The organism is Streptomyces sp. JLBT605 (assembly GCF_058215555.1).
Map to the genome: position 1 here is coordinate 3,018,402 of NZ_CM177087.1, position 12,857 is coordinate 3,031,258.

The 12,857-nt window shown below is 70.0% G+C and carries 14 protein-coding genes; 5 read left to right on the top strand and 9 right to left on the bottom strand.

Annotation, left to right across the window (positions count from 1 at the left end):
- Positions 1 to 470: 470 nt before the first annotated feature.
- The 4 genes from AC4BDD_RS13275 to AC4BDD_RS13290 form a co-directional block, all read right to left on the bottom strand.
- The gene (locus AC4BDD_RS13275; protein ID WP_490691209.1) at positions 471 to 617 is read right to left on the bottom strand and encodes a hypothetical protein; all 147 of its coding nucleotides are present in this window, start codon (positions 615 to 617) and stop codon (positions 471 to 473) included.
- 317 nt (positions 618 to 934) lie between these two features.
- Positions 935 to 2,452, bottom strand: coding sequence for a LacI family DNA-binding transcriptional regulator (locus tag AC4BDD_RS13280; protein ID WP_490691210.1), 1,518 nt, complete (start codon positions 2,450 to 2,452; stop codon positions 935 to 937).
- A gap of 48 nt (positions 2,453 to 2,500) precedes the next feature.
- Positions 2,501 to 2,881: a helix-turn-helix domain-containing protein gene (locus AC4BDD_RS13285; RefSeq protein ID WP_490691763.1), complete on the bottom strand. Its 381-nt coding sequence runs from the start codon at positions 2,879 to 2,881 to the stop codon at positions 2,501 to 2,503.
- A gap of 72 nt (positions 2,882 to 2,953) precedes the next feature.
- Positions 2,954 to 3,211 (bottom strand): helix-turn-helix domain-containing protein, encoded by a 258-nt coding sequence (locus AC4BDD_RS13290; protein WP_490691211.1) that lies wholly within the window; start codon positions 3,209 to 3,211, stop codon positions 2,954 to 2,956.
- Positions 3,212 to 3,712: 501 nt separating this feature from the next.
- On the opposite strand from AC4BDD_RS13290, the gene AC4BDD_RS13295 reads away from it, so the two are divergent.
- The 5 genes from AC4BDD_RS13295 to AC4BDD_RS13315 all read left to right on the top strand — a co-directional run bounded on the left by AC4BDD_RS13295 (position 3,713) and on the right by AC4BDD_RS13315 (position 9,291).
- Positions 3,713 to 4,657, top strand: a complete 945-nt coding sequence (locus tag AC4BDD_RS13295; protein ID WP_490691212.1) for a hypothetical protein — start codon at positions 3,713 to 3,715, stop codon at positions 4,655 to 4,657.
- On the top strand, positions 4,654 to 5,358 hold the full coding sequence (locus AC4BDD_RS13300; protein WP_490691764.1) for an ATP-binding protein: 705 nt from the start codon (positions 4,654 to 4,656) through the stop codon (positions 5,356 to 5,358). The genes AC4BDD_RS13295 and AC4BDD_RS13300 overlap by 4 nt, the downstream gene beginning before the upstream one ends.
- A 127-nt stretch (positions 5,359 to 5,485) precedes the next feature.
- Positions 5,486 to 6,829, top strand: coding sequence for a hypothetical protein (locus AC4BDD_RS13305; protein WP_490691213.1), 1,344 nt, complete (start codon positions 5,486 to 5,488; stop codon positions 6,827 to 6,829).
- A gap of 210 nt (positions 6,830 to 7,039) precedes the next feature.
- Positions 7,040 to 7,567 (top strand): plasmid mobilization protein, encoded by a 528-nt coding sequence (locus AC4BDD_RS13310; RefSeq protein WP_490691214.1) that lies wholly within the window; start codon positions 7,040 to 7,042, stop codon positions 7,565 to 7,567.
- On the top strand, positions 7,564 to 9,291 hold the full coding sequence (locus AC4BDD_RS13315; protein ID WP_490691215.1) for a relaxase/mobilization nuclease domain-containing protein: 1,728 nt from the start codon (positions 7,564 to 7,566) through the stop codon (positions 9,289 to 9,291). The genes AC4BDD_RS13310 and AC4BDD_RS13315 overlap by 4 nt, the downstream gene beginning before the upstream one ends.
- A gap of 63 nt (positions 9,292 to 9,354) precedes the next feature.
- Here the strand turns inward: AC4BDD_RS13315 and AC4BDD_RS13320 are convergent, their stop codons facing one another.
- The 5 genes from AC4BDD_RS13320 to AC4BDD_RS13340 all read right to left on the bottom strand — a co-directional run bounded on the left by AC4BDD_RS13320 (position 9,355) and on the right by AC4BDD_RS13340 (position 12,857).
- Entirely contained in the window at positions 9,355 to 10,323 is a 969-nt protein-coding gene (locus tag AC4BDD_RS13320; RefSeq protein ID WP_490691216.1) for a hypothetical protein, read from the bottom strand.
- A gap of 154 nt (positions 10,324 to 10,477) precedes the next feature.
- The gene (locus AC4BDD_RS13325) at positions 10,478 to 10,660 is read right to left on the bottom strand and encodes a hypothetical protein (protein WP_490691217.1); all 183 of its coding nucleotides are present in this window, start codon (positions 10,658 to 10,660) and stop codon (positions 10,478 to 10,480) included.
- An 80-nt stretch (positions 10,661 to 10,740) separates the two neighbouring features.
- Complete coding sequence (locus AC4BDD_RS13330) at positions 10,741 to 11,187, bottom strand: hypothetical protein (protein ID WP_490691218.1); 447 nt, start codon at positions 11,185 to 11,187, stop codon at positions 10,741 to 10,743.
- 115 nt (positions 11,188 to 11,302) lie between these two features.
- Positions 11,303 to 12,088, bottom strand: coding sequence for an SPDY domain-containing protein (locus AC4BDD_RS13335; RefSeq protein WP_490691219.1), 786 nt, complete (start codon positions 12,086 to 12,088; stop codon positions 11,303 to 11,305).
- Between the two features lie 379 nt (positions 12,089 to 12,467).
- Positions 12,468 to 12,857, bottom strand: a complete 390-nt coding sequence (locus tag AC4BDD_RS13340) for a hypothetical protein (protein ID WP_490691220.1) — start codon at positions 12,855 to 12,857, stop codon at positions 12,468 to 12,470.

Genomic DNA, 12,857 nt, shown 5'->3' on the forward strand with positions numbered 1-12,857 from the left:
ACGCATTGTTGTGCAGATGTCCAACACCTGGACCGCAACAATCCTCCTTGGATACCCGGAGAGTTCGCCAGGATGGAAGAAGAAACCGCAGGTGAGCGCCTCCCACGAAGCGAGGTGAAGCTGCAACCCTCGCCCAACCGTCCAGTGAGCCATCGTGGGGCACATCACTAGCAAGACATTCAAGTCTACTTTCGGCGGCAGGACTTAACGCACACCACGTGGCTTGAACTCTGGCCGCGTGGGTCGATCATGGCCAGTGCGATAGGGGCAAGGGGATGCCTGTCGGCCGGGCGGCAGGAGTTCGATGAGCGGTTGCGCTTGAAGGCCGAGCGGTTTGCGAAGGGTAAGAAGTTCGCAGATCGCCATGGACTTGCGGGGCACTGAGCGGTCGGTGCAGCGGTGACGGCGGGCCTGGGTCGAGGGAGGCCCACGGTCGGCCAGTCGGCCGTGAGGCCCCGGCTCAGCGCGGACTAGAGCGCCGCGGCCTGTCCCTTGGTCAGGCTGCGGTGCCGAAGGTTGACGGACAGGACGTAGACGTCCGGGTCGTCGCCCTCATAGATGACGAGAACCGTTTCGGCCAGCGCGTTCGCACCCGGTGAGTCGGCCCCGGTCGTCACGGGTGCGTCCTCAACGGCCGAGGAGGCGGCGAGAATGACCGGGTCGGCCTCGTCGAGCAGAGGGCGGAGTGAGGCAATGGTGGATCTTGCGACAAGCCCAGCCAGATACACGAGGCCCCCGCTGCCAGATCCGTCTTAGACATCTTCTCGCCGCTGCTGTGAACGGAACCCCGTGCCCCATGCCTTCGCATAGGTAGCCGCACCCGCGCACGGCCGGAGCGGTTGTCCATGAACCCACTGGGTACATGGACCCGGCTCCACAGAGCCTGCGAGTACGGCGGAGCCACCCGCAACACCGGCGCGAGGGCACCGTGGAGCTACCGGAGAGCGGCCGCGCGTGCGCCCAGGAGATCGTTGAGCACACGCACCGGCGATGCCGGACACATCGCCAACCGCGCGTCGAGTGCCGCCTCCCACTGCTCGGTCAGGCCGAGCATGAGCCGCTTGCGCATGCCCGGGGTGACGTGGGCGTAGCGTGCCGAGACCGAGCCGTCGATGTGGCCCATGCGTTCGTCCATGAGCACCTTCTCGGTGCCGAGGTCCTCCATCATCGTCCGGTGGGTGTGGCGAAGGCCGTGGGGTGTGAGGCCCTTGGCGATGGGGAGCCAGCAGGCGTCGGCCCGTTCGCTGGCTCCGCGTCCTCGTGCCGGGACGCCGGGCCAGGGCTCGCCGAGTAGGGGCACGGGCCGAGGCTCTTGCGGGGCCTTCTTTGGGTACCAGCCGGAGACCGCCGGGGTGAACAGCCAGGTCGCGAAACCGTTCCTGCGCCAGTGGGCTGCAGGCTGCGGCGTCGTGCCGCCTCGTACGAACCCGAGGTCGGCGACGGCCTTCTCAACGCGTACTCGCGTGGCTTCGGCGACCCGGTCGGGGCGGTTGAGGACGTTCGACACGGTTCCTGTGGAGACACCCGCGAGGCGCGCGACGTCGACGAGCTTCGCGCCGTGGTGACCGCCAGTGCGGGCCGTGCCCTGTCCACGGAATACGTACGTCTTCCCGTGGCAGGGACAGGGCGTCGGCTTCGTGCGGGCGATGTGGTTGAAGACCAGGGCGGACAGCCAGTCCATCGAGTCGATGGTGCGGTAGCTGTCGTCCTTGGGCGGGCAGCGCACCAGCTCGCCGGTGTCTAGCTCGTACAGCTGCCACTCGACGCGAAACGCGCCAGGTCGGACGAACTCCGTTTCCAGGCCGACGATCTCGCCCCAGCGCTTGCCGGTGTAGCCCTTGAGGACTACGGCGACGAACTCATCGTCGCGGCCGGAAAGCAGGGCGGCCCGCTCGGCGGTCAGCAGGATGCCGAGGGCGTCGGTGACGACCTTCTCCGGGCCTCGGTCGCGCGAGCGGCCGGCGCGTTTGCCGCGCCCGCGCCGCCTGGCCGCCGGGTTGGACGTGATCAGGCCCTCGTCGATCGCGTCCTCGAAGATCAGGTGGAGCGTCGAGCGCCAGGTCTTGACGCTGGAGGCCGCGTACACGGCCTTCTCCTTCTTCTCCCATAGGTCGACGTCCTGGCGCAGGATGCCGGCGAGCGCCTTGTCCTCGAACTCAGGGAGCAGGTGCTCCTCGATGTGGCGCCGGTAGTTCTGCATGGTCGAGGCGGCCAGGTCCTGGGCCTCGTACCAGCGGTTCGCGTACTCGCCGAAGGTCTCCTGGCCGAGCGCTGGGTCGCGCCAGTCGCCGCGTCGGTACTTGTTCTCGGCCTCGCTCGCGGCACGCTGGGCCTCACCTTTGGTGGCGAACCTGATGGCCTTGCCGCTCTCGTCGACGACCGTGAGGTGCTTGCCGGGCGCGATCTTGTATCGGCCGCGCCAGTAGTTTGCGCGCTTCTCCGCGAAACCCAACTTCCTTCTTCCTCCCCCTGCTGTTGGCTTGTGGCTGGCGCGGGCGCGCTACGCGACGGTGTCGTACTGGGTACGGCGCGGCGGCCGGGCTTGCAGACGCCCCGTCATCGGGGCCGCAGTAGGCCGACGAGGCTGGGCGGCGCGGGCCCGTGCGGCGGGAGGCGTTGTCGCTGCCGGAACGGCCACCGCGCCGCCGGGGGATCGAGTCGGGCGCTCTTCGTGGAGGCGGACGATCTCGGCGAGGTGTTCGGCGGTGAAGCGGTAGGCGCGGCCGACGCGGGTGTGCGGAATGAGGCTGCGCCGGGCACGGTCCTTCACCCACCAGGCAGAGCAGCCGAGGGCTTCGGCGATCTCCTCGGGGCGGTAGAGGCGGAGCAGGGAGGCCGTGCCTTGGGTCGGGCGCGGGGGGTGTGCGGGGGCAGGGGGCATTGCGGGGCGAGGCAAGGGCGGGCGGGTCCTTTCGGGTGAGCGACGGGATAGCGGGGTCCTACGCGGACGGGGTCACGAGACGGTCGGCCCCCGCAGGAGGACGAGGGGTGAGACGCGGAGTGCGTCAGCGATGGCGACGAGGTCGTCGACATCGCAGCGGCGCTGACCGCGTTCGATGCGGGACAGCATGGTGTTGGACATCGGCCGGCCGAGGCCGGTGACGCGGTCGGCCAGCTGACGCTGAGCGAGACCGCATTCGGCACGGAGGAATTCAATAGTGCGGGCGGTCCGGATACCTGCCGGACCGATTTCCAGGGATCGGGCTGCCATGGCTCCTTTGTAGCTCGCAATCCCCGGTTTGGTTAACCGGCGATCGTCGGCTATGTTGCGCCGCGCGCGGACGGCGAGAGGGACACTCATTCCCACCACACCCAGGGCGCCGCGGCCTCAGCCCAGACACCTGAATGTGCTTCTGACGTGGGGTGTTGTGTTGTAGCTTCCCCGTCGCAAGCCCGTCAACGGCGTCCCGATGTGATGCTTCTGGCTCGACCGGCAGGGCAACTATTTTGTCAACCGGGGATCGTGCCCTACCGTTTTGACACCGCCCGTTATCCAGCCTGATTCCCGCGGCCCTTTCTGCCGTCAGAGATTGCGCCGGATAGGGCTGGACTTGCGCGACGCGGGTGTGGCTATGTTGACGACACCCCCGGAAAACGCAGTCGGCTCCCGGCGCGCTCCGCGCCAACAGCCCGCCCCCCGTTCGAATCCCGCCCCGACCGACGGTGAGCCGTGGTTCCGCCCACAGGCCACCGAGTGAGGACCGCCCCGCTCTTGGCACGCATCCGCACCATCAAGCCCGAAGCCTTCATCTCCGAGTCGCTCGCCGAGGTGTCCATCCCCGCCGAGCGGACCTTCTTCGGCCTGCTCACCCAAGCCGACGACCACGGCTGCTTCCGCGACCAGGCCGCCGTCATCGCCGGCGCCCTGTGGTCCCTGCGCCCCGAGCACGGCCCCCTGGAGGTCGAAGACGACCTCAACCAGCTCGACGGCGCCGGGCTCATCTGCCGGTACGAAGGCCAGGACGGCAAGCGGTACCTGCACATCGTCACCTGGGCCAAGCACCAGAAGATCAACCGGCCTAGCGGCAGCCGCCACCCGCTCTGCCCGCACCACCAAGGAGGCCGCCCCGCAGCCACCGCCGCGCAGGCTCACGGCGTGGTGTGTGAGCAGGGCATGAGCCCTCACCCCAAGCTCATTGAAGACTCCCGCCATCGGCAGGAACCCTCAATGAACAGCGAATCCGCAGGTCAGACCGGTTTCAGTGAGCCCTCACCGCAAACGCAGGCAGATGCGGTGAGGGTTCACGGTCCGGATCTAGGACCTAGGACCAGGGATCTAGGAAGTACCCCGTTGGGGGGCGCAAGCGCCCCCGCGCCCGGCACCCCCTCGGCATCCGCATCCGGCACTGCCTCGGGCCAGGTGTCGGCGAACGAGCTGATCAGCGAATACGCCGCCGCCTGCACCCACCGCCCGCCCAGGGACGTCCTGGGCCAGCTCGGCCGGGAAGTGCGCAAGCTCCTCGACGAGGGCATCGACCCTGCCCACATCCGGGCCGGGCTGGAGCGGCACCGGGCCAAGGGCCTGCACCCCCGCACCCTGCCCAGCCTCGTGAACGAGGCCATGAACGCCACCACCCGACCCACGGCCGCTGCCGCCACCCACAGGCCGTGGACGAACCCGGCTGATGTGACCGCCGCCTACGGAGGTGAACTCTGACCGCCACCCTCACCCGCGACCCGCAGCGGGTCGGACCGCTCGCCAACCGGCTGAGCGAGATCCTCACCGCCCGGGGCATCGACCCCGACACCATCGCCGTCGAGGACCTGCCTGTCGAGCCGGTCACCGCGCTGGAACTGGCCGACGCCCGCATACCCGCCCGCTACCGACACGCCCTCGCCGACCACCCGCAGGTCACCGCTTGGGCCGACGAGATCGCCCGCACCGGACGCCCCGGCCCCGGCGGCGCCCCGGGCATCGCGGAGGGCCCGTCGCTGCTGATCGCCGGACCCACCGGCACCGGCAAGACCCACCAGGCGTACGGCGCCATCCGAACTCTCCTCGCCAACGGAGTCCGCCTGCGCTGGGAGGCGGTCACCGCCGCCGACCTCTACGCGCAGCTTCGCCCCCGCGCCGGCCAAGACCCTGAGCGGGACCTGCAGGCCCTGGCCCGCTGCCCGCTGCTGCTCCTGGACGACCTGGGAGCGGCGAAGACCAGTGAGTGGACCGAGGAACTCACCTACCGGCTGATCAACCACCGGTATGAGCACCTGCGCCCCACCCTCATCACGACCAATCTCCCCACCGCCGACCTCCGCACGGCCCTTGGCGACCGCGTCGCCTCCCGCCTCGCGGAGATGACCGAGCGCGTCATCCTCACTGGCCCTGACCGCAGGCGCCACCCCGCACCCGCAGCCTGACACCCGTCAGGCTCTCGCGACCTTCCCCCACCACCCCACCTGTCCGCCCCGCCATACGCCCGCCTGCCCGCGCACGCAGCGGACCCTCGGAGTAGCCGCATTGCCCCCTGTGATCCATCCGCTCGCCATGCCTGCCCTTCCGTACGGGCACAGCACATTCCTGCCCGTCGTCGTCCTGGCCCTAGCGACCTGCGCGCTGCTGGTGGGCCTACTCGCCAGGCGCCGTCAACGCCGGAACCGTAGCCCGGAGCGGCCCGGCTCGGCCGCGGTCGTCGCCGCTGCCGTGGCGGCGCTGGTGTGCACCGCCTACAGCGCGGACACCAGCTGGCGGTTCGCCGCCCACTACCTCGACATGCGCAATACCACCGAGCGCACCACGATGTTCGCCGCTGCCGAGCTCGCTCTGTTCGCCATGGCCCTGATGGCACGGCAGAACCTCCACGGCCCGCGACGGGCTGCCGGCCTGCCGGGAGTCCTGGTCTGGGTGATCACCACCATGCAGGCCATCCCCGCCTACGCCGAGTCCGGCCCTGTCGGCGGCACCATGCGCGCCTTCACAGGCCCCGTGATGGCAGCGGTGCTCTGGCACCTGGCCATGGGCATCGAACTACGCCAGCGCACCCCCGACGCTGCCTCCCGCGGCATCGCCGCCGTCCTCACCCGCCAAGCCCGCGAACGGCTGCTCGCCCGCCTGAGCATCATCGAGCAGGACCAGGGCGCCGCCCAGATCATCCGCGACCGGGCCATGAACCGGGCCGTCACCCTCGCCGCCCGCCTCGCCGAGATGACGCCCGAGCGACGCACCGGGCGGGCCGGGCGGCGCACGGTGCGTCGCCTGTCCAAAGCCCTCGCCCGCTCCGGCATCGACGCCGACCCGCACCTGGACGAGCGGCTGCTGCGCCAGCTCGCCACCCGCCGCCAAGCCGCCGCCCTGGCCACCATCGACCTGGCCCCGCGCTGGCCCACCCCCGCCCCGCAGCCCACCGGCCCGCCCGCAGCACGGCACGACCGCGCCCGGGCAGACGCCAGCGAACGGGCAAGCGCCGGTGGACGGGCGGAAGACGGACCCCGCCCGCACCCATCGGACCCGGGCGACGAGGAACCCCATCGGGGCGCCCGCCCGCAATCCGCCCGCCCGAATCCGCAGCCCGCCTCCGGCCCGGAACCGGCAGTCCGCCCGCAACAGAAGGCTCCGGCAATCGCAGGCAGTGGGCTGCCGCCGGGCAACGGCTCAGGCGCGGAGCCGGGCAAGAGCGGTGCGTCGAAGCCGAAGGAGCCGGGCCGCAAACCCCGTGCCTCCGACGAGATCCTTCGCGACTACGCCCACCGCCTCCTCGACGAGACGGGGCGCCTGTCCCGCGACCTCCTGGAACGGGCCGTGCGCGACGACGGCTACAGCGTCGCCAGCGACACCGCCGGCGACATCGTCCGCGAGGTCAAGTCCGAACTGAACGCCGCCGCCTCCCGCTGAGCCCCGCAGCGCCTCTGAAGGTCGTCCCCACACGACCACCTGGCTCAGCAGCCCCCATCCACGACCCCGACACGGAGACCCATGCACGACCGACACCACGAACTCCCCACCAGCCAGCAGGAGGTGACCACCCCGGCCACAGGCCGAGCAAGTTGGTGCGAGAGTAGTACTCCCGTTGGGAGTACTACTCTCGCGTCTCCCGCCCCAGGGGTGGCGGGAGCGGACCAGAGCCGGGGGGCACTGGACCGCAGCGATGCGACCGAGGGCGGCTCGCATCCCGAGGAGGGGACCCACCCCTGCCACAACCCGCACTGCGCGCACAGCGAGCCGCCGCACCCGCCCGCGCGTAACCGCCCGCGCAAGCTCGCCGAGCACAAGCGCCAACACCTGATCGCCAGCCGCTTCAACGACGCCGAGAAGGCAGACCTGCTCGCCGCCGCCACTGCCTGCGCGATGACCCCGTCCGGCTTCCTCGCCCATGCCGCCCTGCGCGCCGCCCGCGACCTCACCCGTACCGCCGCCGAAGTTGCCGGCGAACGCGAAGTCATCGCTGAGCTGTTCGCCCTCCGCCGCCACCTCGGGCAGATCGGCAACAACCTCAACCAGGTGGCCAAGGCCACCAACGCCGGCGTCGAGGTCCCGCACGCCGGGGAGGTGCTCGACGCGGTCCGCCGTGCCGCACAGCGCGTGGACACCTTCACGCAGCACTACCTGGACAACGAAACCCGAGCCGCGTGATCCCCCGAGTCCACAAGCGCGGCACGCGCACCATCGGCCTGCTGCACTACCTGTACGGGCCGGGCACCCACGAAGAGCACATAGACCCGCACCTCGTCGCGGCCTGGGACAGCCTCGCCCCCGACCCCGGCCGCGACCCACAGGCCACCTACCGCGACCTGCAGCGCCTCCTCGACCAGCCCGTCGAAGCACTGCCCAAGCAGGAGCGGCCCGCCCAGCACGTATGGCACCTGTCCGTACGCGCCGCGCCCGAAGACCCCATCCTCACCGACGAGCAGTGGGGCGACATCGCCCGCCGCATGGTCGCCGCCACCGGCCTCGCCCCCGACGGCGACGACACCGCATGCCGCTGGGCCGCCGTGCGCCACGCCGACGACCACATCCACATCATCGCCACCGTCGTACGGGAAGACGGCCGCCAGGCACGCATACGCCAGGACGGCAAGCGATCCCAGGAAGAAGCACGAAAGATCGAGATCGACTACGGGCTCAGGCAACTCAACACCGGAGATGGCACGGCAGCACAGCGGCCGACCAGCGCCGAGCGGCACAAGGCCGACCGGCAGAACAAGGATCAGACCGCCCGGGAAGAGCTGCGAGAGGCCGTACGACGCGCGGTGGCCGGGGCCAACAGCGAGGAGGAGTTCTTCGATCGGCTGGCCGCCGCCGGCCTGCTGATCCGCAAACGAATCGCGCCTTCCGGCGACCCGCTCGGCTACAAGGTCGCGCTGCCCGACGACTGCAACAAGGACGTCGAGCCGATCTTCTACGCGGGCTCCACGCTCGCTCCCGACCTTTCTCTGCCCCGCATCCGAGAGCGCTGGTCCGGCGACGACGAGCCGGGCCGGAGCACCGACACCTCATCGGACCGGATCTCCGGCATCGCCCCGAGTGGTCCGGCTGCGGCGCGGCGCCAGGCGACCACGGCGGCCTGGCAGGCGCTGCTCGTCATCGACCACGGCGACGACGCCCAGGTCGCCGCGCACATCGCCGCGGCCGGCGAGGTTCTCGACGCGCTCGCCAAGACCTCCGCCGCCCACACCCGCCAGCAACTGCGGGACGCCGCGTCCGCGTTCGAACGGGCCTCCCGTTCCCACGTGAAGGCCAAGCGTGGGCACGACCGCGCCCTGCGTCAGGCCGCCCGCGACCTCGTCTACAGCGGCCCAGCCCTCGGCCGCGGAGAGGACGGAGCCACCACGGCCATGCTGATCGACATGGCGTTTTTCCTCGTCACCGCCGCCGCCCACTGGCACGCCAAGAAGCAGCACGCTCAGCAGGCCGCCGCCGCACGCCAGGCCGCCGAGCACCTGCGCGCCGCCTACCAGGCCGCCGCGGCGATGCCCATGGGCGTGCTGTACCAGCGAGGACAGCGCCTGTCGCAGCCCCTGCGACAGCGACAGGTCGCCTACCTGCGCCAGGCGGTGCCGGAGCTGGCCGAGCAGGTCCTTGCCGAACCGGGCTGGTACGCGCTGGCCGCCACCCTGGCCGACGCCGCCCAAGCAGGCCACAACCCTGTGGCCTTGCTGGCCGAAGCAGCGGCCCGCCGGGAGCTCGACACTGCCGATTCCATCAGCGACGTGCTCGTCTGGCGCCTGCGCCGCACGGCCGACCTCCCTGCCAGCGCCCCGGCCCCGGAAGCCGCCCCCAACAGCCGGGCGACCGAGCAGCGGGCCGTCGCAGCGCATCGTCCGACACCGTCGGCCCCGCGAGCGCCACGGCGCTGAGTACCTCGCATCCGTAGCGCCCGTCCTCCAGGCAGGAGGGCGGGCGCTGGACGGTCGAGGAGGTCAGCTCGCCGTGCCGACGATCTCCTCCTGGGCTGCCAGCAGGAACGCTGAGCGAGCCACGCCAAAGCCGTTGATCCGGCTCTCGTGCTGACGATAGAACTCTCCCCGGTCCAGGTGCACGCGGGTCATGAGGAGGTGATCGTCCAGCTCGGGCAGGCCGGGCACGCCGTCGAGGGCGTAACCCAGGTCGCCGTAGGCGCCGTAGAGCTCGCGGAGCAGGGCTGAGCGCTCGTCCAGCGACTCACCCTCCTCGGGGGGATAGGGGCAAAGCTCTCCCGACTGGATCGCCTCTTCGGCTTCTACAAGAGGCCGGGCTATCCCCGCAGCACGGGCGGTAGAGCCGAGCCGCTGGATGTGCACCAGCGCGGCAAGAGCGGCGCAGGCCGGGTGATCCGAGGGGCAGGTCGGCCAGTCCTCTCCAGGGCCGATGCGGATGCGGGGATGCTCCTCTGCCCACATAGCGTTCAGTCGCTCGAATACCGGCTCCACCCCCGTAGTGAAGTAATGGTCGTCGACGAGGCCGGAGAGCGCCCTCACTACGTCGTGGGCGAGGGTGCCGATGTGCCCGGAGCTTACAAGTTCGAGCTTCACCAGCGAGCGCTGAAGGGCCCGCCATGCGTCGCTCATGCTCTCCGTGGTGCCGACTGGGGAGCCGGTGTGTATTCGGCTCGTGCAGATGTCTTCCACGTGGTCGGCGCTGTGCAGGAACTCGGTCCAGGTGTCGCGGCGCTGTTCGCGGCGCCACTGCTCGGCGGTTCCCTGGGCGTTGGTGCGCGCCCCGTCGAGGGCCGCCTTGTAGACGGCTTCCGCTTGGACACGCCCGGCGTCGCGGGTGGCCTGGGCGGCCTCGCGTGCGACCTGGGCGGCCTTGCTGGCGGCTCGGGCTTGCATGAAGACGGCGGGCAGGCCGACGAGGGTTGTGACGGCGGTTATGCCTGCGGCTATCACAGTTGCGGCTTCTTCGGACATCGTTTCCAGTCAGGCAGGGGCGGCTGGGGTTGGTGACCAGTCACGCTAGCGGGCGGTCGCATTTTGGTGACGGTGAGCTACGGCCGCGCGCAGCGGGTGCTCAGTGAGTGGCCACCGAGCACGGACATGTCCTACTCCGCGTAGGAGACGACTACTACCACCGTCCCGGTACGAACGGCAGCGGCGCGGGAGCCGCGTCGTCCTTGGCATCGCGGTGCGCCGGGGCTGTCGCCGAGGATGCCGGGCCAGCGGAGGTGGAGGAGCTGGTGGAGCAGCCCGCCAGGGCCAGGACGGCGTGGGCGCTCAAGCCGAGAGCGGTGATGGTGTGACGACGCATGCAAAACCCCCAGGGTTCTGTGGAGCGGATGGCCTGACCGGGCCGACCCGGTTCCGGCGTCGGCGGGTAAAAGTGGGGGCTCAGTGGCCGAGGTAGCGCAGACCGTCTTCGAGCGTGGGGTGATACCGGTCCACCGGACCGGAGTTGCGGTTGTACCAGGCAGCGTCCAAGCGCGGTTCCTGCGTCTCGTGCCCGGCACGGCAACGCAGCCACACCGAGCCGTCGCGCATGCAGAAGACGATCCAGTTCCGGTATCCGCCGCACTCCGGGCAGGTGCGGACCTCGCCATCGACGACGAGCGGCTGGTCGTAGTGCATCATCAGTCCGGTGATCTCGTCGCGGGGCACCCGCAAGTCCGGTGGCAGGAAGTCGGGCACCCTCGCCTCTGGCACGGCCGGCGCCGGCGCAACCCCGCCGCTGGCATGGTCGGGCAGGGGCGGTTCAGTGTGCATCTGGAACAGCGCGTAACCCGCGAGCTGAGCTTCACGGAAGGCGCGGTCCGCGCGAGCGCGTCGGAATCGGAACAAGAACTCTTCCTCTCTGTCGTTGGGTCGGCCCGGGATATGTGCCTCATACGTCTGAGCTGTGACTCGGGGAGATCGGCCGCGAGCGGCACAACAACCTCCGCTAGAGCGCGGGCGGTCAGCCGTGGCGAACGACCGTGAGCCGACCTTCCGCGCTCTCCGGCACGGTGCGGCGAGGCACCGGGGCCGGTGACGCAAGTGAGGAGGCAAACGCGGCGACCAAGTCGTGGGGGACGCTCGCACTGAAGCTGGCGCACCACAGATACGGGGCGCCGAGCACAGGTTCCGCCCACGCCTGCCAGCCCACCAGGCCAGGGCGCGGATCGGCGTCCTGGATGAGCGGCGGCACCATCTCCAGCGAGACACTGGAGGAGAACCCAGGGTCCGCGGCAGTGGTCCGGGGCCGATCCACGTCGCGGATCCAACCCCGTGCGCCGAGCACGGTGAGGACCGTCTCGGGCCCCTCGTAGTTGCCGTCGGGCGTCTCACGGGCGTCGATCGCAATGAGGAGATCGGCCAGTGCCTCGTACGGGACGCCGGCGGTGAAGTACGCGTTCCACTCCGTCATCACCGAAGCGGCATGCCGGCGGGCACTCAGCTGCCAGGCAACGGGCAGTCCGCCCAGCTCGAACGGGTACGCCGCGAGGACCCACTCGGCGCCGCACAGCCCGTCCGGGCTCACATACAGCAGGGTGTGGCGGGAGGTAGGCCACATGCGCCAGCCGAGACCGACCAGGGTGTCGCCGATCCGCTCGGCGAGCACGCCGTCGTCGCCAGCCAGATGGCGCGGAGTGACCCAGTACACCGGGTCCGGAGAGGCGGGGTGGGAGGGGTCGCTGGGGTTGTGCGGGTGCAGGGGCGCCTCCGTGGGTTCGGGTTGGGTACTGGCTGTCGCCTCGGCCATGTCACGCCGCGGTGGTGACTCGGCGCTGGTGCGGTTGGCGATGGGGAAGGCTGGGTCGATGGCCAGTCGGGCCGGTGCGCCGGGGTCACAGGCAAGCAGTCAGTCGATGAGGGGACGACTTTCCATAGTCGCAGGCATCACCCCCTTGACCCGGACTTCGGCAAGCCCTTGTACGTTGACATGCCGCTGCCACAACGCACCAGCGTTTGCGGAATCTTTCCTGTCTGCCCCCGGCGAACTGATATGGCCGCGATCCCCGCGGGCCTCACCGTGGTGAAGGATGTCGTGGGCTCGCCGCTCGGCCGCACTGTACGGCGCCCTCACTCCGGGCGAAAGCCGACCCGGCACCTATTCCCCGAACACAAGGCGCGGATTTTATTCAGTCAGCCACGTCTTGGGCCTTGTACCCCAGTAGGCCGATCTTGAATAGCGGTGGGAGCATCTGCTCAAGGTACCAAGGCAGATCGGTCATCTCCTCCGCCACAGGGTGGGGCCGCCTATTGATTGAAGGAGAGAAGGAGACATCCGTCCTGCCGGAGAAGAAGAGGAGCAGCCCGCCGGTCTCCCCCTCTGGATGGTAAATAGAGATACCAATATTTTGCCGATGGCGTTCGGGGGAGTCCAGGGTTGCGACGACGTGTCCGAACGTATCGGATGGCGTGCTGTACCAGTCCAGGTCGCCGTCTTCGTCAGGGACGGCGTACGAGATCCCTCGGAGCTCCACTGGTGACCATCCGGATTCGGACAAGGCTTGGACTACGAGGGACAC